The organism is Paraburkholderia lebeckiae (assembly GCF_050436225.1).
Taxonomy (GTDB): Bacteria; Pseudomonadota; Gammaproteobacteria; order Burkholderiales; family Burkholderiaceae; genus Paraburkholderia; species Paraburkholderia tuberum.
Genome location: NZ_JBNDLU010000002.1, coordinates 3,772,265 through 3,794,426, shown reverse-complemented (window position 1 = coordinate 3,794,426; position 22,162 = coordinate 3,772,265). Strand labels below are relative to the sequence as shown.

The window sequence follows — 22,162 nt, the reverse complement described above, 5'->3', positions numbered from 1 at the left end:
GGACCGGACCTGACAGGTAGTCGGGGAAGCGAATTCAGGAAGACGATTCAGTGAGGAATCAACTTCTCCCTGGCAAGTTCGAGTGAATCGAGAAAGGTACGCATAGGCGTCTTGCCGTAGCACCATCGTCCCTGATGTTCGCGCTCATTGTTGTACTGGTCAAGCCACACGTCGAGATCGTTCTGCAAGGCGGCGATCGAGTCGTAGATCGTCCTGCGGAAGGCGATGCGATAGAACTCGTTGAGCATGGTCTTGTGAAGCCGCTCGACGATGCCGTTGGTTTGTGGCGAACGCGCCTTGGTGCGGGTGTGATCGATGTTCTCCACGGCCAGACAAAGCTCGTATTCATGGTGCTCCGGGTTGTCGCAATACTCGGTACCCCGATCGGTCAGCACCCGTGCGAGCGGGATGCCGTAGCTGTCGAAGAATGGCACGACGAGATCGTTGAGCAGGTCTGCGCCCAGCGTGATTTCTGCGCTCGCATCTCCTGCCGCTTGCCGCGCGTCGTTGACATGACCTTGGCCGCTTCGCGCTCGGCATGCCCGTCAGCGCGCGTCACGCACGCGTTGACCACCAGGCCATGCCGATTGTCGGTCAGCGTGTGTCCCATGTAACGCAATTCGCTGGCCGTCGTGGCGATCGCCGAGAAGAAGTGCCTACTCTCGGGCGAGCACTTCAGTGTGGACGGAACGCTGATCCAGGCGCGGGCGGGACACAAGAGCTTCGTGCCCAAGGACAGTGTTTTCCTCGAAACCGGCAGTTCAAGCGCCGGCCTCCAACACATCATCGAAGAACATGGTGCAGAGTTCGCGAACATGGGCGTGTCACCAGCACAAATCCCCGAGGTTGTAATGCAAGCCGTAACCGAAGGAAATATCGTTGGCTATCAAGGTTCGGGCACTGGCCGACATATCTATCAAGTGACGGTGAATGGTCAACAACAACGGATCGCCGTTACAGTCGGAAGCAATGGGTTTATTGTGGGTGCGAATCCAAGGGGGAGCGTCAAATGAGAAAGATCAAGGTAATGGCCGACTATCAATGTCATCCCATATGGGACATGTCACCCGGAATGTACGGCGACGTCGACCCGAACACGTTGCCCATATCGATGGAACTCAAGCAACGGTTTGCAGACTGCGCACGAGTGTTCGACGAAACCTTGGACATGTCGGACCCCGCACGCTCCGGCTTTAAAAGTGCGGAAGCAGAGGCGGATTTCAAAGCGAAGGGACCGGTAGTACGCGCAACCGGTATATCGCCACCATCAAACGCCTGCTGAATCTGTGCGCGGCATGGGAGTGGATCGACCGGGTGCCCAAGCTCCCCCGGTACTTCGAGCCGGACGTACGTGTCCGATGGGAGTCGCCCGAGGTTATCGCAGCGCTCATCAATGCGCTGCGGTTGCCCTGGATGCGTGACGCTGCCATTGTGGCGGTCGCCACGGGAATGCGTCAATCCGAGTTGTTTGGGCTTACGCCGTCCCAAGTCGATTTGGCACAGTGCAATGCGTGGATCACGCATGAAGAGGCCAAATCTAAGCGTGCCCGCCCGGTGCCTTTGAACGACGATGCGGCAGGCGTGTTAACTCGCCGCTTGAAGTTGGCGGAGCGACTCGTTTTCACGCGAGGAGAAGGGCAGGATGCCCGCATTCAGCAAATCGACACGCGGGATTTCGAGCGCGCCTGCCAGGCGGTCGGCATCGAGGACTTCCACTGGCACGACCTGCGCCATACCTGGGCAAGCTGGCACGTCCAGCGCGGCACGCCGCTGATGGTGCTGAAGGAGTTGGGGGGATGGGAAACCGTCGAGATGGTGCAGAAGTACGCCCACCTTGCTCCCAGCCACCTGGCCGCCCACGCTGGCACGGTCAAGTTTTGGTCAAGTGCCGGGGAGCAGAAAGAAAAAATGCCGCTGGCTAGAGCGGCATAGTTTCTTGATTCTAAAGCGAATTCCTTGGTGGGGCGTGAGTGACTCGAACACTCGACCTACGGATTAAGAGTCCGCTGCTCTACCAACTGAGCTAACGCCCCAACAGAAGCGAAATTATGCAGGATCTTTTCGAGATTGCCAAGCCCTCTTCGCAGTGTTATTAAAAAGATCGCATCGCCCGAACTTGAGCGTTCCCTCGACAACGCCGCCATCCGGAAAACATCGACGCGTCCAACGCTGCCGGTATCATGTCGCGGACACCTCCCGCACGCAGCATCGCGGCTTTCACCCGGGGATTCCCATGGATGACAAAGAGATTACCGAGCTGCTCGACCGAGTTCTTGCCCCATGGGTCCGGGCGCTCACGTTGACGCCGATCAAGGTCGACGAGCAAAGCGCCACGCTGCGTCTGCCGTTCTCTGGCGAGTGGCGACACTCGGGCGGCATGATCAGCGGCCAGGTATTCATGGCGGCCGCGGATACGGCGATGGTCGTCGCCATTACCGCCGCGCTCGGCGGCTTCAAGCCGATGAGCACGGTGTCGCTGAACATCAACTTCATGCGCGCGGTCCGCAAGGGCGATGTTCTGATCAAGGCGCGCGTGCTGCGCATGGGCCGCAATCTCGTGTTTGGCGAAGTCGAACTGTTCGACGAAGGCGGCAACATGGCGGTTCAAGCCACTACCACTTACGCGCTGCTCGAGTGAATGCGCGTCGGACCCGAGCGGGCCGCCAACACAATCTGCGCGAAGGAAAAGCAGCATGTTCGATCAGGTCGTATTCGCCGGCGGCGGCAACCGCTGCTGGTGGCAGGCGGGTTTCTGGGACGTCGTGCAGCCGCAGATCGACATCCGTCCGCGCGTGATCACCGGCATTTCGGCCGGCGCCGCAACCGCGTGCATGATTTACACGCGCGGCGACTCCGACTGGGTTATGCGCTATTACGAAGACGCACTGCGCCACAACACGCGCAACGCCTACTGGGGCAATCTGCTGCGCGGCGAGTCGGTGTTCCCGCATTACCGGATCTACCGTCAGGCGCTGCTCGATATCTATGGCGACAAGTTTTCCAGGCTCGCGCAGGCGCCGGAAATCCGCATCGGCGTGTCGCATCTGCCGCGCTGGCTCGGCGCGAGAAGTGCGGTCGCGGCGGGGCTGGTCGCGTACAACATCAAAAAATCGTGCGCAAGACGCTGCATCCGACGCTCGGTCGGACGCTCGGTTTTCATCCGGAATTCGTGCGCGCGCAGGATTGCGCGAGCGTCGACGAGTTGGCCGACCTGATCCTGCAATCGTCGAGTACACCGCCGTTCACGCCGGTTCTGCGGCGCAACGGCCGGCCGGTGCTGGACGGCGGCATGGTCGACAACGTGCCGGTCGGCGCGCTAGATGCCGACGCGCCGGGCAACGTGCTCGTGATGGTCACGCGTCTTTATCCGCGGCCGCGGATGTTCGTCGTGCCACACGGCGTGCAGCAGCGGCTTTACGTGCAACCGTCGCGCAAGGTGCCGATTTCGAGTTGGGATTACACGAGTCCGTCGCAGATGGTGCACGCCTATAACCTTGGCCGTGCCGACGGCGAGGTCTTCCTCGAACGCATCCCTGCATTGATGGAGGCGGGAGCGCACGAAGCGCGATGAGCGGCGCGGCGGGGCGGGCACACAGATGATCCGCCGGCCGCCTCGCCCACCAATCACCGCCGACGCCCGCCCTGCAACGCCTCCGGATTCGCGACACTGGCGGTATCGCCGGCGTCGAACGCGAGGATGTTGTTGAACGCCGCCGAAAAATACAGTTCGTAGCTCTCGCGCTCCACGTAGCCGATGTGCGGCGTGCAGATCACGTTCTCCATGCGCAGCAGGCTGTAGCCTTGCAGGATCGGCTCGCTTTCGTAGACGTCGATCGCGACCATCCCCGGACGGTTGTGCGACAGCGCGTTCACCAGCGCATTCTCTTCGAGCAGCTCGGCGCGGCTCGTGTTCACGAGCAGCGCGGTCGGTTTCATGCGCATCAAATCGTCCTGCTTGACGATGCCACGCGTGTCGTCGTGCAGACGCAGATGCAGGGACAGCACATCGCTGGTCTCGAACAGTTCCTCACGACTCGCCGCGACGCTGTAGCCATCGGCGCGAGCGGCTTCGCGCGAGTGCTCGCGGCCCCAGATCAGCACGTTCATGCCGAACGCCTTGCCGTAGCCGGCGAGCAGTCGGCCGATCTTGCCGTAGCCCCAGATCCCTAGCGTCTGTCCGCGCAGCACTTGCCCCAAACCGAAGTTCGGCGGCAGCGCCGACGTCTTCAGCCCCGACTGCTGCCAGGCGCCCTGTTTAAGGTTTGCCACGTATTGCGGAATACGCCGTTGGGCGGCCATGATGAGTGCCCACGTCAGTTCGGCCGGGGCGACCGGCGAACCGCTGCCCTCGAGCACGGCAATGCCGCGCTCGGTACAGGCCGCTAGATCGATGTGGCTCGACACTTTGCCAGTCTGACTGATCATGCGCAAACGCGGCAGCTTGTCTAGAAGTTGCGACGTGATGCGGGTACGTTCGCGAATCAGGACGAGGGCGTCGACTTCCGCAAGACGGCTCGCAAGTTGTCCGAGACCGCGCACGGTATTGTTGAATACTTTGACTTCCTGGTCGGCTAGCAAGTGAAAGCAGTCGAGCTTGCGAACGGCGTCCTGATAATCGTCGAGGATGGCAATCTTCATGGTATGTAATTTGCGGCGCACCTCGTTGGTGCGAACGGAATGTTATGCTGACTGTCCCACCATGTGACTTAGGTCACACGTTAGTCTGGCTAGATGCCCTACCGTAGAAGCTGTCGCGCACAAAAGAACGGCAACGCTACGTGAAGGCGAATTGAGAACGTTTTTAGCAGTTTGTTGCGTGTTGAGGCAAGCCGCTTTACACAAGGTTGCAGAAGCCTTGTAGGAAGCGCGCCTCCGCCTGGCAAGCTGTGTGGCCCAGGACGATCTGCGCAATCATGCGCCGACATTGGAAAAATTGACACGTCGGCGCGATGAATTCAATGCCTCTCGCATGCAGCGTCCCGCGGGCTTGTACCGTTTTTCTATTGCTTCAAACGGAGACAAGTCGATGAATCATCCCTCGTTCGAAGGGCAGCCAACTATCGAGGCGCCCACATGGGTCAAACACCGCAAGCTGATCGACTGGGTCCAGCGCATCGCCGCGCTGACCAAGCCTGAAAAAGTGGTCTGGTGCGACGGCTCGCAGGAAGAATATGACCGCCTGTGCGCGCAGATGGTCGAAGCCGGAACCCTGAAGAAACTCAACCCCGCCAAGCGTCCCAATTCCTATCTCGCCTGGTCCGATCCGTCCGACGTCGCGCGCGTCGAGGATCGCACCTTCATCTGCTCGCAGCGCGCCGAGGACGCCGGCCCTACCAACAACTGGATCGCCCCGGCCGAAATGCGCTCGACGCTCGACGGCCTGTTCGATGGCGCGATGCGCGGCCGCACGATGTACGTGGTGCCGTTCTCGATGGGCCCGCTCGGCTCGCCGATCGCACATATCGGCGTCGAGTTGAGCGACAGCCCGTACGTCGCGACCAATATGCGCATCATGACGCGCATGGGCCGCAAGGTGTATGACGTGCTCGGCGAGGACGGCGAGTTCGTGCCGTGCGTGCATTCGGTCGGCGCGCCGCTCGCGGCGGGCGAGCAGGACGTGTCGTGGCCTTGCAACAAGACCAAGTACATCGTGCATTTCCCCGAATCGCGCGAAATCTGGAGCTTTGGCTCGGGCTATGGCGGCAATGCGCTGCTCGGCAAGAAGTGCTTCGCGCTGCGCATCGCATCGACGATGGGCCGCGACGAGGGCTGGCTCGCCGAACACATGCTGATTCTCGGCGTCACCTCGCCGGAAGGGCGCAAGCATCACGTGGCGGCGGCGTTCCCGTCAGCGTGCGGCAAGACCAACTTTGCGATGCTGATCCCGCCGGCGGGCCTGAACGGCTGGAAAATTTCGACGATCGGCGACGACATCGCGTGGATCAAGCCGGGCAAGGACGGCCGCCTGTACGCGATCAATCCGGAAGCCGGCTACTTCGGCGTTGCGCCGGGCACGAGCGAAAAGACCAACTACAACGCGCTCGCCACGTTGAAGGAAAACGTGATCTTCACAAACGTCGCGCTGACCGACGACGGCGACGTCTGGTGGGAAGGCATGACCGACGAGCCGCCGGCGCATCTGATCGACTGGCAGGGCAAGGACTGGACGCCGGCCGAGGCAAAGAAAACCGGCCGCAAGGCGGCGCATCCGAACGCGCGCTTCACGGCGCCGGCTTCGCAGTGCCCATCGATCGACGCGGACTGGGAGAATCCGGCCGGTGTCGCAATCGACGCATTCATCTTCGGTGGCCGCCGCTCGACCACCGTGCCGCTCGTCACCGAAGCGCGCAACTGGGTCGAGGGCGTCTACATGGCGGCGACGATGGGCTCTGAAACCACCGCCGCGGCGGCTGGACAGCAGGGCGTGGTGCGCCGCGATCCGTTCGCGATGCTGCCGTTCTGCGGCTACAACATGAGCGACTATTTCAGCCATTGGCTGAAGACCGGCGAGCGTCTGCGGCAGTTGAGCGCGAAGCTGCCGAAAATCTTCTGCGTGAACTGGTTCCGCAAGGGCGTGGACGGCAAGTTCGTATGGCCGGGCTTCGGCGAGAACATGCGCGTGCTGAGCTGGATGGTCGGCCGCATCGAAGGCACCGCGCAGGGCGAAGAGCATGCGTTCGGCATTTCGCCGCACTATGAGGACATCGATTGGAGCGGACTGAACTTCAGCCGCGAGCAGTTCGAGCAGGTGATTTCCGTCGATGACACTGCATGGCGCGACGAGCTCATGTTGCACACGGAGCTGTTTGACACGCTGCAACACGGTCTGCCGCCGGCACTGACTGAGGCGAAGCGCGCGCTCGAGGAAAAACTCACAGCTTGATTATGTGAGTGCTCACTCAGCACAAAAAAACCGCCCTCGGGCGGTTTTTCATTGAGCGCCCGGTTTATTTCCGTCTTTTCGAATTCCGCAACGGCCGAACGGCCGTTGCGTCTGTTCGAACAAAAAAGACAGAGCAAGCTGCAGCGCAGCAGATTGTTTTTGATTTGGGAATAATCGTTGGTCAGACCCCGGTTTTATCGACACAGTCGTACCAAAATTGACAATATTTCCTGTTTTGCGGGCAACTTCTGCACGATTTTGCGAGTCGTAGGAGAATTCCAAGTTCGCTTCACTGGTTTTCACCAATTGTCAGGAAGCAGTAACAAGGCAGGGAGTTGTCCTATGGATCATTTGCAGTCGATGCGAGTTTTCGTCAAGGTGGCGGATCTCGGCAGTTTTGCCCGCGCCGCGAGCGCGATGGATATTTCCAACGCGGTCGCCACCCGTCACGTCGCCGACCTCGAGGGCCGTCTTGGTACGCGGCTGCTCAATCGCACGACCCGCAGCTTGTCGCTGACCGAATCCGGTCAGGTCTACCTCGAGCGCGCCCGTCAGATTCTCGACGAACTGGAAGACGTCGAACAGATGGTGGTCGCTCGCAATCACGAACCCGTCGGCACGCTACGCATCGTCGCGCCCGTCGTGTTCGGGCTGCATAACCTCGCGCCCGTGCTGCAAACGTACGCGGAGCGCTATCCGAAAGTCATTCCCGACGTCACGCTGGTCGATCGTCAGGTGGACCTCGTCGAGGAGGGCTTCGACGTCGGCGTCGTGATCGCGCGGCAAATGCGCAGCGCGAGCATCGTTACGCGGCGTCTGACTACGGGCTGCATGACCGTCTGCGCAACGCCGGCTTATCTGGAAAAGCATGGCATGCCGACGCGTCCCGAACATCTGCTCGAGCACCCGTGCCTGAGCCTGCCATCCGAATACTGGGGCGATGAACGCGTGTTCACGGGGCCGGAAGGCGAAGTGCGCGTGCGGCCGTCGAACGTGATCGTCGCGAACAACACGGAGATGCTGAGACAGTTTGCGCTGCTCGGCATGGGCACCGCGATTCTGCCGAGCTATCTGATCGGTCGCGACATGACGCGCGGCCGGCTCGTGCGTTTGCTCGGCGATTACCGTTTGCCGCAGGTCGAGATCAATATTGCGTACCCAAGCCGCCGTCACCTGCCGGCCAAGGTGCGCACGTTCATCGACCATCTGGTCGAGCACTTCAACCAGACGCCGAACAGCGTGCTCGGCGAGCAGTGGATCAAGGACGGTCTGGAGCGTCCGGCGACTTCGGACGCGCTCGAGACTGCCGAGTCGCGCGCACCGGAAGCGTTCGATGGCGCCGAGCCGCTGTCGCGGCTTCTCGATAGCGAGCTGTCGCCGGCCGTGCCGAAGCCGATGACGAAGTCGTCCAATCGCAGCCCACGCCCGACGGCGTTGTCGCCGCTGTAAATCTCTGAATGTCGAAGCCCGCAGCGATGCGGGCGGGCATTAAAAAGGCGCAGTCACCTCAAGTGACTGCGCCTTTTCTTTTTTCATGGACCGATGCGGACACACCGCGGGCTGTGCACGGATCGCCGACTGCGGTGGCTAATGTAGCTATTCCTGCTACGACCGCGAGCCGCCGATCCGAATCTCGCCTTACTAGCCGGTTTTTCGCGCCGCGGCCTTTTTCGCCGGTGCCTTCTTGGCCGCCGCGGTCTTGGCGGTGGGCGCCTTCTTCGCCGCCACCTTCCTTTCCGCCGGCTCGGCCTTCACGGCCACCGCGGTATCACCTTCGTCCGCTTCCGGCATCGCCTTGGCCGCAGAACGAGCACCCGAAGTCTTCGCCGCTGCGGTCTTCGCCGCCGCCGGCTCCTTCTTCTCGAATTCGAAGCCGATCTTGCCGTCGTTCTGCTTGACGAGGAAAGCTTTGAAGTTACGGCCGGTACGCGACGACTTGAAGTTCGTCAGCAGATCGGTGCGACCCTCCTCGAGCAGTTTGGCCATCTGCTCGCGGGCGATTTCCTGCTGCAGGATTACCTTGCCGGAACGGAAGTCGCATGACTTCGGATTCGCCACCGAGTTTTCGCAGACGTAGCTCATGCCGTGCTCGAAAACGCGGCCTTGGCACTTCGGACACGCGCCGACCGGCTGCTGATCGGAGAAGTCGGGCGGCTCGCCGTCTTCGCCGGCCGCGTCCTGGCCGAAGTCGAACTCGAGCTTGTAATTCTTGATCTCGTCGTCGAGCGACAGTTTCAGAATCGCCGAGAACGGCCGACCCATCTTGCTGCGGAAGCCCGACAGCGGCCCGATCGTCTTGTTCTGCAACAGTTCTTCGACTTCGGCGATCTCGAACTGACGGCCACCCGGAATCTTCGAGATCGAGAACTCGCACTTCGAACACGCGAAACGCCGGTAGTTTTCCTTAATCTGGCCACCGCAATTCGGGCAAGGTGTCTGCAATGTCGCGTAATCGCCCGGGATCGTGTCGGAATCGTATTCCTTCGCGCGCTTGACGATGGTCTGCGTCATGCGCGCGATTTCCTGCATGAACGCGTCGCGCGGCAGGTTGCCGCGTTCCATCTGCGACAGCTTATATTCCCACTCGCCGGTCAGTTCCGGCGCGGTGAGTTCTTTCACGCCGAGGCCGCGCAGCAGCGTCATCAACTGGAAGGCCTTGGCTGTCGGAATCAGATCGCGGCCTTCGCGGATCAGATACTTTTCGGTGAGCAGACCTTCGATGATCGCCGCACGCGTCGCCGGCGTACCGAGCCCCTTGGCCGCCATCGCTTCGCGCAGCTCGTCGTCTTCGACCAGCTTGCCCGCACCTTCCATCGCCGACAGCAGCGTCGCTTCGTTGTAGCGCGCGGGCGGCTTCGTGATCAGTTGCTGCGCGGCGATCTTGTCGGTCTTGACCTTTTCGTCCTTCTGCACCGGCACGAGGTTCGCGTCGTCGCCGCTGGTTTCACGGCCGTAGATTTGCAGCCAACCCGGCTCGACGAGCACCTTGCCCTCGGTCTTGAAGTGGTGGCCGACCACCTCGGTGATACGCGTCGTCACTCGCGATTCGGCGGCAGGGAAGAACACGGCGAGGAAGCGCTTCACGACGAGGTCGTAGAGCTTCTGCTCCGGCTCGGACAGATTCTTCGGCGCCTGCAGCGTCGGGATGATTGCGAAGTGGTCGCTGATCTTCGAGTTGTCGAAGATGCGCTTGTTCGGCTTCACCCAGCCCTTGTCGAGCACCTGCTTCGCGAACGGCAGGTAGTTGTTGCTCTCTTTGAGCATGCCGAGCGTCTGCTTGACCGTGTCCAGATAGTCTTCCGGCAACGCCCGCGCGTCGGTTCGCGGATAGGTCAGTACCTTGTGCTTTTCATACAGCGCCTGAGCGAGACCCAGCGTGTTCTTCGCCGAAAAGCCGAAGCGGCCGTTGGCTTCGCGCTGCAGGCTGGTCAGGTCGAAGAGCGCGGGCGACAACTGCGTCGACGGTTTCGACTCCTCGGTCACCGTGCCGAGCTGGCCGCGGCAAGCCGCGACGATTGTCTCTGCCGTGGGCAGCGCCCAGAGGCGCGAATCGCGCTTCTCCGGGTCGAACTCGTCGCGCTTGAATTTCGGGTCGAACCAGCGGCCTTCGTAGAAGCCGGCCGCGCAGACGAACTCCGCCTTCACTTCCCAGTAGTCGCGCGGCACGAAGCGTCGAATCTTCTCTTCGCGCTCGACGACGATCGATAGCGTCGGCGTCTGCACGCGCCCGACCGTGGTCAGGAAAAAGCCGCCGCCCTTGCTGTTGAACGCGGTCATCGCGCGCGTGCCGTTGATGCCGACGAGCCAGTCCGCCTCCGAGCGGCAGCGCGCCGCGTCGGCGAGCGGCTGCATCTCTTCGTCGCTGCGCAGCCGCGCGAAACCGTCGCGGATCGAGCCGGCCGTCATCGACTGCAGCCACAGCCGTTGCACCGGCTGTTTGGCTTTTGCGTGCTGCGCGATCAGGCGGAAAATCAGTTCGCCCTCGCGCCCCGCGTCGCATGCGTTGATCAGACGGTCGATGTCCTTGCGCTTCATCAGCTTGGTCAGCACCTTCAGGCGCGACTCGCTCTTCGCGATCGGATTCAAATCGAAATGCGGAGGAATGACGGGCAGATTGGCAAAGCTCCACTTGCCACGCTTGACTTCGTAGTCGTCGGGCGCGGCGATTTCCAGCAGGTGGCCCACTGCCGACGAAATGACGTAGTCGTCGCTTTCGTAGTACTCGTCATGCTTGGTAAAGCCGCCCAAAGCGCGCGCGATGTCGTTCGCGACAGAAGGCTTTTCGGCGATGATCAGTGCTTTGGACATGACTCGATGTGAGGTTGGTAGATCCGGGTTGGTGGCCTTGAGCGCCAACATGGCGCGCGGCGCTCGCTTTGAGACCTCTTTCGACCCAATAACGACCGCTTTATAGCACAAGGCGCGAACCCAACGGGCCAAGTGCCATAAAAGCGCGTCATCATAATTGCGCGTCCGGCGGTTGATCAACTGCGGCAAACGCCGCGTGCGGACAGTGATGCCAGCCGCGATGCTGTCCCACGTGATCGGCGGGGGCCTGTGCCGCATGCCGCGCGCCGCGAGGCTTTCCGTTTGACCGGGCGGTGCGCGAGGCCGCCTTCAGGCGACCGCCAGCGCCGGCCGAAGCTTTGGCGCACCGGTTACGCCGGGCAGCGCGGTCAGATCCGACAGCATCCGCTCGACGATCGACACCTGTGGCAAAACCGTACCGAAAAACCGTGTCGTCACCGAGTCTTCGATCAGGACGGTCGGGAAATTCTCGACGTCCAGATCGTCGAACCGATCCGCATGAGTTTCGATGTCGATCCATGCGAAACAGACTTCCGGGTGCCGCTCGGCCAGTTGGTTGAAGGAGTCCCGGTACTCGCGACACGTTCCGCACCACTCCGCGCACAGGCATGCAACGAACAGCGTGTCGGGTTCGTTGACGCGCTCGGCGATCCGGTCCTGGTCGGTGTCGAGGTTCAGCGCGGGCATGAAGTGATTTCCTTGTGTGCTTTGTCGGGTGCTTTGGCGCGAATGTAGCATGGCCGGTCGCGAAAAGTTGCCAATCTGCATTGACGCCGGTCAGTCTCGGCTCAGTCATGATGGGCTCGCATGAAGCGGCCGCCGGGCAGCAGCGTGACCTCGCCGGCGAGTTCGAGCCGGAGCAAGGCGGCGTGCAGGGCGGCGTTCTCCATCTCGGTACGGGCGGCGAGAATTTCAAGCGTGGTCGGCGAATGGCCGAGCGCGGCGAGCAGACGCTGTGCGTCAGGGGCGAGCGCCGGCTGCGAGGCCGGCCCGGACGACCGTGAGTCGGCGAAGGCTGTGGTCGTAGCGGGCAAAGCGGTCCCACCCGACGAAACGTGCAAACCCGCATGCTCCAGCGGCACGGCCCGCTTCGTCGAGCGTCTCGCATCGCCCGCCGGCCGCCGGGCAAAACCGAGTTCCTCCAGCACCTCGTCAGGCGTTTCCACGAGCCGCGCTCCCTGCTTGATCATCCGATGACAGCCGCGCGACAACGGCGCGTAAATCGATCCGGGCAACGCGAACACGTCGCGCCCCATCTCATTGGCAAGCCGCGCGGTAATGAGCGAACCGGAACGCATAGCCGCCTCGACGATCACGACTCCGCTGACCAGCCCAGCGATCAGCCGGTTGCGCTGTGGGAAGTTGGCGGCGCGTGCCGGCGTGCCGAGCGGCCACTCCGAGAGAATCGCACCCTGCGCCGCGATCTGCCGCGAGAGTGCTTGATGCGCGGCGGGATAGACGAGGTCCGCGCCGGTGCCGACCACCGCGACCGTTCCGCCGACACCTTCCAACCCGCCCCGATGCGCGGCGCCGTCGATGCCGAGTGCGAGCCCCGATACGACCGTCACCCCCGCCGCCGACAGTTCTCGCGCGAACCGCCGCGCATCCTCGATGCCCTGCGGCGTCGCGCTGCGGCTGCCTACCAGCGCGACCGCGCGCGTATGCAGCAGATCAAGCCGGCCCTTTATATATAGGAGCGGTGGCGGATCGGGCATGGTCAGCAGCGCGGGCGGATAGGCGGGATCGTCGAGCGTGACGATCTGGTTGCCCGGCTGCTCGCGCCATGCGAGCACCGCATCGAGCTGGCCGTCGAGCGCTGGACCCGGCGGCGCCAGCACCGCGCGCGCCGCGGCGTCACCGGCGACCTCCGCGAGCGTCTCCGGCGACTGGGCCAACAGCGCCTGCGGCAGCCCGAATGCGCCCAGCAACAGGCGCAACGCCGCGGGTTTGAGGCCCGGCGCAACTGACAACCGCAGCCAGGCGGCAAGTTCGATACGGGTTGCGGGCAAGGTCTGCATGCGGTCGCTCCTCTGGCGGGGCCTGCGGGCAGGCGGGCGCCATGCTAGAATTTTCATCATCCGAAATAAAAACGCGGAAATACAACGGCAATGAGCCGCGAATAATCGCGGCGCCGCGCTTACCGGCGCGGGTTCGTCGTCGGGCGCACGAGGCGCGTTGAATCGAACCGGTTCGACACCATCTATCCTCTGCGTATTACGACGGGCTCACAACCTGGCCAAATGGCCAACGCGAGCCTCCAACGGTTGGCGGCGTCTCAAATCACACTCGAAATCATGGCTTTACTGAGCATCCTCAATTACCCGGACAAACGGCTGCACAAGGTGGCGAAGCCAGTCCCGGAGGTCAACGACCGTATCCGCCGTCTCGTCGCGGACATGGCCGAAACGATGTACGCGGCGCCCGGAGTCGGGCTCGCCGCCACCCAGGTGGACGTGCACGAACGCGTGATCGTGATCGACGTGTCGGAAACGCACGACGAACTGCTCGCGTTCATCAACCCGGAAATCGTCTGGTCGAGCGATGAGAGGAAGTTGTCGGAAGAGGGCTGCCTGTCGGTGCCCGGGATCTACGACAACGTCGAGCGTGCCGAGAAAGTGCGCGTGCGTGCGCTCAACGCGAAGGGCGAAACGTTCGATCTCGATTGCGAGGGGCTGCTCGCCGTGTGCATCCAGCACGAAATGGATCACCTGATGGGCCGCGTGTTCGTCGAATATCTGTCGCCGCTGAAGCAAACGCGCATCAAGAGCAAGATGAAGAAGCTCGCCCACGCGATGTAACGCGCTTTCAACTTGCCTACCGCCCCATTCATGAGTCATTCGTTGCGCGTCATCTTTGCCGGCACACCGGAATTCGCCGCGGCCGCGCTGGCCGCGATTCATGGCGCCGGGTTTGCCGTGCCGCTCGTCTTGACGCAGCCGGACCGGCCGGCGGGTCGCGGCATGAAGCTGCAGGCGAGTCCAGTCAAGCGCTACGCACAGGAGCACGGCCTCGCAGTTGCGCAGCCCACGTCGCTGCGCCGCGCTGGCAAATATCCACAGGAAGCCGCCGCCGGCATCGAGCAACTGCGCGCGACGCCGCACGATGTGATGGTTGTCGCCGCCTACGGACTGATCCTGCCGCAGGAAGTGCTCGACATTCCGCGCTTCGGCTGCATCAACATCCACGCGTCGCTGCTGCCACGCTGGCGCGGCGCGGCGCCGATTCATCGCGCGATCGAGGCAGGCGACGCGCAAACCGGCATTACGTTGATGCAGATGGACGCTGGACTCGACACCGGCGCGATGATTTCCGAAGTACGCACCCCCATCTCCGCCGACGACACCACCGCCACCCTGCACGACCGCCTCGCCGGGGACGGCGCGCAACTGATCGTCGACGCACTGATCGAGCTCGAGCGCAGCGGCAAGCTGACGTCGATCCCGCAACCGGCCGACGGCGTGACCTACGCCGAGAAAATCGCCAAGCACGAAGCGGCGCTCGACTGGCGCCGGCCGGCCGAGGCGCTTGCGCGTCAGGTGCGCGCGTTCGACCCGTTCCCCGGCGGCGCCGGCACGCTCGACGACGGCAGCACCGTCAAGATCTGGGCCGCCACCGCCGTGGCCTCGCCGGCGTCGGGCAGCAAGGCGCCAGGCACCATCGTCGAGGTTGCGCCCGACGGCGTGCTGGTCGCTTGCGGCGAAGGTGCACTGCGTCTGACGCAATTGCAGAAGCCCGGCGGCAAGCGCCTGCCGGTGCGCGAATTCCTTGCTGGCTCGCCGCTCGCCGCGGGCCAGCGCTTCCAGCTTCCCGAGGCGCAATAAGCGCGTCTCGCACGCCGGAGCATCGTCCATTCGGCCGGTGTCTCCGCGCCCGCCGCGAGCGCGACGCGCGTTAGAATCCTCCATGCAGCAGACCAGGTTTTCGAGGGTTCATCACATGTTCGGCATCGTCCATTTCGAGTTTTTCATCGTCGCGGTTTTTCTCCTGAACATCACCCCGGGGCCGGATACCGCTTATATCGTCGGGCGCAGCGTCGCCCAGGGCCGCGGCGCGGGGCTGATGTCGGCGCTCGGCATTTCGGCGGGCTGCTGCATTCACTCGCTTGCCTGCGCGTTTGGGCTGACCGCGCTGCTGGCCGCGTCGGCCACGGCGTTCACCATAGTCAAAATCGTCGGCGCGATTTATCTGATCTATCTGGGGGGGCGCCTGATTTTCGCGAAGCCGGCCGCTGATGCGCCGGTCGGCGACGCGCGCGCGCCGTCCACGCCGAAGTCGCTGCGGCAGCTGTTCCTGCAGGGCTTCTGGACCAACGTGCTGAATCCGAAGGTCGTGCTGTTCTTCGTATCGTTCTTCCCGCAATTCGTCGCGACGGGCAGCGAACACAAAACCTTCGCGTTTCTCACGCTCGGCGCGGTCTTCGTGCTGATGAGCATGGTCTGGAACAGTTTCGTCGCGTGGATCGCGGGAAGCGTCACGCAGCGTTTCTCGGGCAAAGCTGCAGTCAAGCGCTGGCTCGATCGCGGCGTCGGCAGCGCGTTCGTCGGCCTCGGCATCAAACTCGCGACCGCCTCGCGATAATTGAATTTTCCCGCATCGCCCATATCTAACATTTCGCTTACAATCTGGCGCCGCAATCGCGCGGCACGGAGATGAAGGCCACGCTCGGGGCAAGGAGTTGCAGACATGTTTAACTGGGTGAAAACCGCGATGTTGATGGCCGCGATTACGGCCCTTTTCATCGTGATCGGCGGGATGATCGGCGGGTCGCGCGGCATGATGGTCGCGCTCGTGATCGCCCTTGGGATGAATTTCTTCTCGTACTGGTTCTCCGACAAGATGGTCCTGCGCATGTACAACGCGCAGGAAGTCGACGAAAACAGCGCGCCGCAGTTCTATCGGATGGTGCGCGATCTCGCCACGCGCGCGAACCTGCCGATGCCGCGCGTCTACCTGATCAACGAAGACGCGCCGAACGCGTTCGCCACCGGCCGCAACCCGGAGCACGCGGCAGTCGCGGCGACCACCGGCATTCTGCGCGTACTGTCCGAGCGCGAAATGCGCGGCGTGATGGCGCACGAACTCGCGCACGTGAAGCATCGCGACATTCTGATCTCGACTATTTCGGCGACCATGGCCGGCGCGATTTCCGCGTTGGCGAACTTCGCGATGTTCTTCGGCGGCCGCGACGAAAACGGCCGTCCCGCGAACCCAATCGCGAGCATCGCGGTTGCGCTGCTCGCGCCGATTGCGGGCGCGTTGATCCAGATGGCGATTTCGCGTGCGCGCGAATTCGAAGCCGACCGGGGCGGCGCGCAGATTTCGGGCGACCCGCAGGCACTGGCGTCGGCGCTCGACAAGATCCATCGCTATGCGAGCGGCATTCCGTTCCCGACGGCCGAGGCGCATCCGGCCACCGCGCAGATGATGATCATGAATCCGCTGTCGGGCGGCGGTATCGCGAGTCTGTTCTCGACGCACCCGGCGACCGAGGAACGCATCGCGCGTTTGATGGAAATGGCGCGCACCGGGCGCTTCGACTGAGGCGCCGCGTCGCTCGGCGCGTCGAGCCTGAATTACTGAAGAGCGGGCCCGCGAGGCCCGCTTTTTTTCGCATCGTTCGTCGCCACCGCGCGACAGCGTCTACGGCGAACACCCACGCATGGCGGCGCCCCACCGGCGCCACGCTACAATGTGCGCTGATTGCGCCGCGCGCACCGTGCGGCTTGCCCTTGCTCCCTTAATGACTTCAAAGCCTTCTTCGCGTTCTGCTTCCTCGTCGGCGCGTTCGCGCGAATCCCGTTTGTCGCCGCTGCATCTGTCGCCCGAATCGCTCGGGTTCGCACTCGATTGCGCGGCCCAGGCCGTCGGCGCGGTGCGTCTCGGCGCGGCCTTGCCCGCGGCGCTGCAAAGCGTTCTCGTGGCGGTGCCCGAGGGCAACGCCGCAGCGGCGCGCGGCGCGGTGCAGGATATCGCCTATCGCACGATGCGCCGTCTCGCGACCGCCGAGTGGCTGATCGCGAAGCTGGTGAAGAAGGCGCCTCCGCCGCATGTTGCGCATATGCTCGCGGGCGCGCTCGCGCTGCTCGTCGACGACGAAGCGAGCGCCGCCTACACGCCGTTCACGGTCGTCGACCAGGCGGTCAAGGTGATCGGCGCGCGTCGCGAGTTCGCGTTCGCGAAGGGGCTCGTCAACGCGGTGCTGCGCAACTTCTTGCGCGAGCGCGACACGTTGCTCGCCTCCGTGCAAGCCGATGAAGTAGCGCGCTGGAACTATCCGGCCTGGTGGATCGACGCGGTGAAGCGCACATGGCCCGAGGCGTGGCAATCGGTGCTGGCCGCCGGCAACACGCAAGGTCCGCTGACGTTGCGCGTGAACGCGCGCCATTCGACGGTCGACGCCTATCTGCAAGTGCTGCAACGCCAGCAGATCGCCGCAAGCAAGGCTGGCGAGCACGCGGTCACGCTCGCGACGCCAATGCCGGTCGAGCGCATTCCGGGCTTCAGCGAAGGTGTCGTATCCGTACAGGACGCAGGGGCGCAACTCGCCGCGCAATTGCTCGGCGTGCGTGACGGCATGCGCGTGCTCGACGCATGCGCGGCCCCAGGCGGCAAGACCGGCCATCTGCTCGAACTCGCCAACATTCAACTCATCGCGCTCGAAAGCGATGCGTCTCGCGCGCGCCGCATCGGCGAAAACCTGCGGCGTCTGAAGCTCGAAGCGGAAGTGCGCATCGGCGACGCGGGCAACCCCGCGCAATGGCACGACGACCTCGACCAGCCGTTCGACCGCATCCTCGCCGACGTGCCGTGCTCGGCGTCGGGCATCGTGCGGCGTCATCCGGATATTCGCTGGCTGCGTCGCCAGTCCGATATCGCCGCGCTCGTCGCCGAACAGCGCCGCATTCTCGACGCGCTGTGGCCGCTCGTGAAACCGGGCGGCGAGTTGCTTTACGTTACCTGTTCGATCTTCCCCGAAGAGGGCGAGTTGCAGGCACAGTGGTTTGGAAACCAGCATCAGGATGCGGTACGATTGGACGCGCCGGGGCAGCTTTTACCCTCAGTTGCCCGCGCGCCCGCCGACCCATCGGCCGGTTCTCATGCTGGACGACCCGCTGAATTCAGCGCCGGCACGAACTCAGACCACGACGGATTTTTCTACGCGCGCTTTCAGAAACGGTGACCATAAAACGCTTCTTCCCGCTTCGGCTCGCTGCCGTGCTCTGGATCGCGCTGGCCGTGTGGCTTGCAGCGCCGGGCGCGGCGCACGCTGACTCGATCGCGGTGCAGCGGGCGTCGCTGCAGGCCGACAACGGCGGCTGGAGTCTCGACGCGCATTTCGAATTCGAGCTGAACAGCAATCTCGAAGACGCGGTCAACAAAGGCATTCCGCTTTATTTCACGACCGATTTCGAACTGAGCCGGCCGCGCTGGTACTGGTTCGACGAGCAGCCGGTCAGCGTGTCGCAAAGTTTGCGGCTGTCGTTCCAGCCGCTCACGCGCGAATATCGCGTGTCGAGCGTGCAGTCGGGCGGCTTGCAGCTCGGCTTTTCCACGCTCAAAGATGCGCTCGCGGTGATCAAGCACGTGACGTCGTGGCACGTGATCGACCGCAATCAGGTGCGGGTCGGCGAAACCTATAACGCGTCGGTGCGCATGCAACTCGACATCGGGCTGATGCCCAAGCCGTTCCAGATCGACGCGGTGAACAACCGCGACTGGAACCTCGCCTCCGATTGGAAGCGCTTCACTTTCACGGCCGCCGATCGTGCTAAATAAAGTGCGCTCATCTTCCACCAGTGTCAGCAGCATCGTCGTGCGCGTGCTCGTGTCGACGGTCGCGGTGACGGCCGTGTTGCTGCTCGTGTTGCTGGCCGCCGCCAGCGCGAATACCGAATTCTTCGACCGCTATTACCAGTGGCTGTATGCGGCCAACGTCGCGGTCGCGTTGATCTTTCTGCTGGTGGTGGTGACGCTCGTCGTCATCATCATCGTGCGATTACGCACGGGTAAATTCGGCACACGGCTGCTCGCGAAGCTCGCGTTCTTCATGGCGCTGGTCGGTGTGGTGCCGGGCGGCATCATCTACATCGTGTCGTATCAGTTCGTGTCGCGCAGCATCGAGTCGTGGTTCGACGTGAACGTCGAAACCGCGCTCGCGTCCGGCCTCAATCTCGGGCGCGGCATGCTCGACGCGTCGTTGTCCGATCTGCAGACGAAGGCGCGTCTGATGTCCGAGCAGCTCGCGAGCGCGGATGCGGCCGGCACCACGTTGACGCTGCTGCGTCTGCGCGACCAGTTCGGCGTGCAGGACGCAACGATCGTCGAGCCGACCCGCAGCATGTCTGGCGCGACGCCGGACATGCACGTGGTCGCGCAGGCGTCCGGCAACTACGCGATGCTGCTGCCGAACGATCTGCCGACGCCGCTGATGATCGAGCAGGCGCGTGGCCACGGCTATGCGGCGATCGAAGGCGAAGTGGACGGCGATCCGAATGCGCAGGGCGGCAAGGGCGCACTGCGTCTGCGCGTGGTGCAGCGTATTCCCGATGCCAACGCGTCGCTATTGCAGCCCGCCGAGCGCTTCCTGCAATTGACGCAGCCGGTCTCGACGACACTCGCGCGCAATGCCGACTCGGTGCAGCGCGCGTATCGCGAGTATCAGGAGAAGGCGCTCGGCCGCACCGGCCTGCGCAAGATGTACATCGGCACGTTGACGCTGTCGCTGTTTCTCGCGACCTTCATCGCGATGATGCTCGCGTTGGCGCTCGGCAATCAGCTCGCGCGGCCGCTATTCCTGCTCGCGCAGGGCACGAAGGAAATCACCGAGGGCGACTACACGCCAAAGCGCGAGATCAAGTCGCGCGACGAACTCGGTTTCCTCACACAGTCGTTCAACGCGATGACGCGGCAATTGTCGGAAGCGCGCGGGGCGGTCGAGAAAAATCGTATCGCGCTCGAGCATTCGAAGGCGTATCTCGAGAGCATCCTCGCGAACCTGACCGCGGGTGTGTTCGTGTTCGACCGGCAATTCCGGCTGACCACCGCGAATCGAGGCGCTGAGCGGATTTTCCGTCAGCCGTTCCAGACGGTGCTCGGTTTCTCGCTCGATCAGATCGGCGTGCTCGGCGAATTCGGCGCGATGGTGCGCAAGGCATTCGCCGATCGCGAAGCGGCGAGTGAAGACGGCCATGACCACAACGGCCATTGGCAGCAACAGTTCTCGGTGCCGGTGCCGGGCGAAACCGAGCCGCTCACGCTGCTCGTGCGCGGCGCGCGCCTCGTCGCGGCGAACGAGCGCGACGCTGAAGACATGCAGACCGCGGGCTACGTGATCGTGTTCGACGACATCTCCGACGTGATCTCCGCGCAGCGTTCGATCGCATGGGGCGAAGTCGCGCGGCGCCTCGCGCACGAGATCAAGAATCCGCTCACGCCGATTCAACTGTCGGCCGAACGATTGCAGATGAAGCTCGCCGACAAGCTCGCGCCGTCGGATGCGGACGTGCTGAAGCGCGGCGCGACGACGATCGTCAATCAGGTCGCCGCGATGAAGCAGATGGTCGACGATTTCCGCGACTACGCGCGCACACCGCCCGCGGTACTCGCGCATCTGCAATTGAATGAACTGGTCAGCGAGGTGCTCACGCTGTACGGTATCGAAGAAGGCAAGGGCGCGATCCAGGTCGAGCTCGCGGCCTTGCCCGCGATACGCGGCGACGCGACGCAGTTGCGTCAGGTGATCCACAACCTTCTGCAGAACGCGCAGGACGCGGTCGCCGAAGTCGCGCATCCGCGTGTTTTGCTCGAGACGAGGACAGTAGAATACGGAGACCCCGACGCGCAAGGCAAGGCACGCGTCGCGGTCCGTCTGACAGTGTCGGATAACGGACCAGGCTTCCCCGCGCGTATCCTCACGCGCGCGTTCGAGCCGTACGTGACGACCAAGGCCAAGGGTACGGGTCTGGGACTTGCGATGGTCAAGAAGATCGTCGACGAACATGGCGCGCGCATCGACATTCGCAATCGCATGAAGGCCGGCGACGTGATCGAAGGCGCGCAGATTTCGATTCTCTTCCTTCAGCTGGCGGACGACTCCGCGCAGCCGGGTGCACCTGGTTCGGGTGCGCATCCGGCGCACGGCGGCGCGTCGCAGGGAACGACAAAAGCAACAGTGCAGACAAGGGCAGCGTAAATGGCAACCATCCTGGTGGTAGATGATGAAATGGGCATCCGGGAACTGCTCTCGGAGATCCTCAGCGACGAGGGACACGTCGTGGAGGCCGCTGAAAACGCGCAGGAGGCGCGCGAGTTCCGTCTGCGTCAGGCGCCGGACCTCGTGCTGCTCGACATCTGGATGCCGGACACCGACGGCGTGACGCTGCTCAAGGAATGGGCCGCGCAAGGTCAATTGACGATGCCCGTCATCATGATGTCCGGTCACGCGACGATCGACACCGCGGTCGAGGCCACGAAGATCGGCGCGCTCAACTTCCTCGAAAAGCCGATCGCGTTGCAGAAGCTGTTAAAGGCGGTCGAGCAGGGACTCGCGCGTGGTAACGCGGCGGCCGTGCCTGGCGGCGTGGCTGCGAAGCCGGCGTTGCCGGTCACCGCATCGTCAGTCGCGTCGGCGGCCGCGTTGCCGATACTGTCGTCAGATGGCGTCGCCGGCGGCGCGCTCGTCGCGCAAACCGCGTCGATCTCGTTCGACATTCCGCTGCGCGATGCGCGCGATGCGTTCGAGCGCGCGTACTTCGAATATCACCTCGCGCGCGAGAACGGCAGCATGACGCGTGTCGCGGAGAAGACCGGTCTCGAGCGCACGCATCTTTATCGCAAGCTGAAGCAACTCGGTGTCGATCTCGGCAAGAACAAAGGGGAGTGAGCGCCACGTGTTGCATGCAAACGCGGCTCGGCCAAATTCCTTATGAAAGGACTTGCTGAACTTCGGATCGCTTGATATAGTTTCGTTCT

The 22,162-nt window shown here is 63.3% G+C and carries 20 protein-coding genes, 1 tRNA gene and 2 pseudogenes; 16 read left to right on the top strand and 7 right to left on the bottom strand.

What is annotated here, in order from left to right; translation table 11 throughout:
• Positions 1–47 precede the first annotated feature (47 nt).
• A pseudogene (locus OKW45_RS32110) lies at positions 48–631 on the bottom strand (integrase core domain-containing protein); the annotation flags it as partial.
• A gap of 1 nt (position 632) precedes the next feature.
• Between OKW45_RS32110 and OKW45_RS32105 the strand changes: the two are divergent.
• The 3 genes and pseudogenes from OKW45_RS32105 to OKW45_RS32095 form a co-directional block, all read left to right on the top strand.
• Positions 633–1,013, top strand: a complete 381-nt coding sequence (locus OKW45_RS32105; RefSeq protein WP_429473411.1) for a hypothetical protein — start codon at positions 633–635, stop codon at positions 1,011–1,013.
• Positions 1,010–1,282 carry an immunity protein CdiI family protein gene (locus OKW45_RS32100; RefSeq protein WP_429472958.1) on the top strand — a complete coding sequence of 91 codons (273 nt, stop codon included), beginning with the start codon at positions 1,010–1,012 and terminating at the stop codon, positions 1,280–1,282. The genes OKW45_RS32105 and OKW45_RS32100 overlap by 4 nt, the downstream gene beginning before the upstream one ends.
• Positions 1,243–1,932, top strand: a pseudogene (locus tag OKW45_RS32095) (tyrosine-type recombinase/integrase); the annotation flags it as partial. The gene OKW45_RS32100 and the pseudogene OKW45_RS32095, both read left to right, overlap by 40 nt.
• A 25-nt stretch (positions 1,933–1,957) precedes the next feature.
• Here the strand turns inward: OKW45_RS32095 and OKW45_RS32090 are convergent.
• Positions 1,958–2,033, bottom strand: a tRNA-Lys gene (locus tag OKW45_RS32090).
• Between the two features lie 200 nt (positions 2,034–2,233).
• Here OKW45_RS32090 and OKW45_RS32085 point away from each other — a divergent pair.
• The 3 genes from OKW45_RS32085 to OKW45_RS32075 are packed head-to-tail and all read left to right on the top strand — an operon-like array spanning position 2,234 to position 3,571.
• Positions 2,234–2,638: a PaaI family thioesterase gene (locus tag OKW45_RS32085; RefSeq protein WP_429472957.1), complete on the top strand. Its 405-nt coding sequence runs from the start codon at positions 2,234–2,236 to the stop codon at positions 2,636–2,638.
• Between the two features lie 55 nt (positions 2,639–2,693).
• Positions 2,694–3,215, top strand: coding sequence for a patatin-like phospholipase family protein (locus OKW45_RS32080; protein ID WP_429472956.1), 522 nt, complete (start codon positions 2,694–2,696; stop codon positions 3,213–3,215).
• On the top strand, positions 3,203–3,571 hold the full coding sequence (locus OKW45_RS32075; RefSeq protein ID WP_429472955.1) for a patatin-like phospholipase family protein: 369 nt from the start codon (positions 3,203–3,205) through the stop codon (positions 3,569–3,571). Before OKW45_RS32080 ends, OKW45_RS32075 begins: the two co-directional genes overlap by 13 nt.
• A 53-nt stretch (positions 3,572–3,624) precedes the next feature.
• Here the strand turns inward: OKW45_RS32075 and OKW45_RS32070 are convergent, their stop codons facing one another.
• A complete protein-coding gene (locus OKW45_RS32070) occupies positions 3,625–4,638 on the bottom strand; it encodes a D-2-hydroxyacid dehydrogenase family protein (protein ID WP_429472954.1) in 1,014 nt (337 codons plus the stop codon).
• Positions 4,639–5,026: 388 nt separating this feature from the next.
• Between OKW45_RS32070 and OKW45_RS32065 the strand changes: the two genes are divergently transcribed.
• Complete coding sequence (locus OKW45_RS32065) at positions 5,027–6,883, top strand: phosphoenolpyruvate carboxykinase (GTP) (protein ID WP_429472953.1); 1,857 nt, start codon at positions 5,027–5,029, stop codon at positions 6,881–6,883.
• Between the two features lie 48 nt (positions 6,884–6,931).
• Here OKW45_RS32065 and OKW45_RS32060 read toward each other — a convergent pair whose 3' ends face one another.
• Positions 6,932–7,165: a hypothetical protein gene (locus OKW45_RS32060; RefSeq protein WP_429472952.1), complete on the bottom strand. Its 234-nt coding sequence runs from the start codon at positions 7,163–7,165 to the stop codon at positions 6,932–6,934.
• Between the two features lie 60 nt (positions 7,166–7,225).
• On the opposite strand from OKW45_RS32060, the gene OKW45_RS32055 reads away from it, so the two are divergent.
• Entirely contained in the window at positions 7,226–8,332 is a 1,107-nt protein-coding gene (locus tag OKW45_RS32055) for a LysR family transcriptional regulator (protein WP_018418958.1), read from the top strand.
• Between the two features lie 192 nt (positions 8,333–8,524).
• Here OKW45_RS32055 and OKW45_RS32050 read toward each other — a convergent pair whose 3' ends face one another.
• The 3 genes from OKW45_RS32050 to dprA form a co-directional block, all read right to left on the bottom strand.
• Positions 8,525–11,191 carry a DNA topoisomerase III gene (locus tag OKW45_RS32050; RefSeq protein WP_429472951.1) on the bottom strand — a complete coding sequence of 889 codons (2,667 nt, stop codon included), beginning with the start codon at positions 11,189–11,191 and terminating at the stop codon, positions 8,525–8,527.
• A gap of 309 nt (positions 11,192–11,500) precedes the next feature.
• On the bottom strand, positions 11,501–11,878 hold the full coding sequence (locus OKW45_RS32045) for a thioredoxin family protein (protein ID WP_018418960.1): 378 nt from the start codon (positions 11,876–11,878) through the stop codon (positions 11,501–11,503).
• A 101-nt stretch (positions 11,879–11,979) separates the two neighbouring features.
• Positions 11,980–13,209, bottom strand: a complete 1,230-nt coding sequence (gene dprA / locus OKW45_RS32040; protein WP_429472950.1) for a DNA-processing protein DprA — start codon at positions 13,207–13,209, stop codon at positions 11,980–11,982.
• A gap of 276 nt (positions 13,210–13,485) precedes the next feature.
• Between dprA and def the strand changes: the two genes are divergently transcribed.
• From def to esaR, 8 genes are all read left to right on the top strand, one after another.
• A complete protein-coding gene (def, locus tag OKW45_RS32035; RefSeq protein WP_429472949.1) occupies positions 13,486–13,989 on the top strand; it encodes a peptide deformylase in 504 nt (167 codons plus the stop codon).
• Positions 13,990–14,019: 30 nt separating this feature from the next.
• A complete protein-coding gene (gene fmt / locus OKW45_RS32030; protein WP_429472948.1) occupies positions 14,020–15,012 on the top strand; it encodes a methionyl-tRNA formyltransferase in 993 nt (330 codons plus the stop codon).
• 115 nt (positions 15,013–15,127) lie between these two features.
• Positions 15,128–15,769, top strand: coding sequence for a LysE family translocator (locus tag OKW45_RS32025; RefSeq protein WP_429472947.1), 642 nt, complete (start codon positions 15,128–15,130; stop codon positions 15,767–15,769).
• Positions 15,770–15,874: 105 nt separating this feature from the next.
• Positions 15,875–16,732, top strand: coding sequence for a zinc metalloprotease HtpX (gene htpX, locus OKW45_RS32020; RefSeq protein ID WP_018418965.1), 858 nt, complete (start codon positions 15,875–15,877; stop codon positions 16,730–16,732).
• 199 nt (positions 16,733–16,931) lie between these two features.
• A complete protein-coding gene (rsmB, locus tag OKW45_RS32015; protein WP_429472946.1) occupies positions 16,932–18,371 on the top strand; it encodes a 16S rRNA (cytosine(967)-C(5))-methyltransferase RsmB in 1,440 nt (479 codons plus the stop codon).
• Positions 18,368–18,967, top strand: coding sequence for a DUF4390 domain-containing protein (locus OKW45_RS32010; protein ID WP_013088051.1), 600 nt, complete (start codon positions 18,368–18,370; stop codon positions 18,965–18,967). Before rsmB ends, OKW45_RS32010 begins: the two co-directional genes overlap by 4 nt.
• The gene (locus OKW45_RS32005; protein WP_429472945.1) at positions 18,957–21,383 is read left to right on the top strand and encodes a sensor histidine kinase; all 2,427 of its coding nucleotides are present in this window, start codon (positions 18,957–18,959) and stop codon (positions 21,381–21,383) included. Before OKW45_RS32010 ends, OKW45_RS32005 begins: the two co-directional genes overlap by 11 nt.
• Positions 21,384–22,073, top strand: a complete 690-nt coding sequence (gene esaR, locus OKW45_RS32000; RefSeq protein ID WP_018418968.1) for a response regulator transcription factor EsaR — start codon at positions 21,384–21,386, stop codon at positions 22,071–22,073. It begins immediately after the preceding gene.
• The last annotated feature ends 89 nt before the right edge of the window (positions 22,074–22,162 follow it).

Coding starts and splice junctions, on each gene's coding strand:
- OKW45_RS32100 (WP_429472958.1), top strand. CDS start 1,010: ATGAGAAAGATCAAGGTAATGGCCGACTATCAATGTCATCCCATATGG.
- OKW45_RS32085 (WP_429472957.1), top strand. CDS start 2,234: ATGGATGACAAAGAGATTACCGAGCTGCTCGACCGAGTTCTTGCCCCA.
- OKW45_RS32080 (WP_429472956.1), top strand. CDS start 2,694: ATGTTCGATCAGGTCGTATTCGCCGGCGGCGGCAACCGCTGCTGGTGG.
- OKW45_RS32070 (WP_429472954.1), bottom strand. CDS start 4,638: ATGAAGATTGCCATCCTCGACGATTATCAGGACGCCGTTCGCAAGCTC.
- OKW45_RS32065 (WP_429472953.1), top strand. CDS start 5,027: ATGAATCATCCCTCGTTCGAAGGGCAGCCAACTATCGAGGCGCCCACA.
- OKW45_RS32055 (WP_018418958.1), top strand. CDS start 7,226: ATGGATCATTTGCAGTCGATGCGAGTTTTCGTCAAGGTGGCGGATCTC.
- OKW45_RS32050 (WP_429472951.1), bottom strand. CDS start 11,191: ATGTCCAAAGCACTGATCATCGCCGAAAAGCCTTCTGTCGCGAACGAC.
- OKW45_RS32045 (WP_018418960.1), bottom strand. CDS start 11,878: ATGCCCGCGCTGAACCTCGACACCGACCAGGACCGGATCGCCGAGCGC.
- dprA (WP_429472950.1), bottom strand. CDS start 13,209: ATGCAGACCTTGCCCGCAACCCGTATCGAACTTGCCGCCTGGCTGCGG.
- def (WP_429472949.1), top strand. CDS start 13,486: ATGGCTTTACTGAGCATCCTCAATTACCCGGACAAACGGCTGCACAAG.
- fmt (WP_429472948.1), top strand. CDS start 14,020: ATGAGTCATTCGTTGCGCGTCATCTTTGCCGGCACACCGGAATTCGCC.
- OKW45_RS32025 (WP_429472947.1), top strand. CDS start 15,128: ATGTTCGGCATCGTCCATTTCGAGTTTTTCATCGTCGCGGTTTTTCTC.
- htpX (WP_018418965.1), top strand. CDS start 15,875: ATGTTTAACTGGGTGAAAACCGCGATGTTGATGGCCGCGATTACGGCC.
- rsmB (WP_429472946.1), top strand. CDS start 16,932: ATGACTTCAAAGCCTTCTTCGCGTTCTGCTTCCTCGTCGGCGCGTTCG.
- esaR (WP_018418968.1), top strand. CDS start 21,384: ATGGCAACCATCCTGGTGGTAGATGATGAAATGGGCATCCGGGAACTG.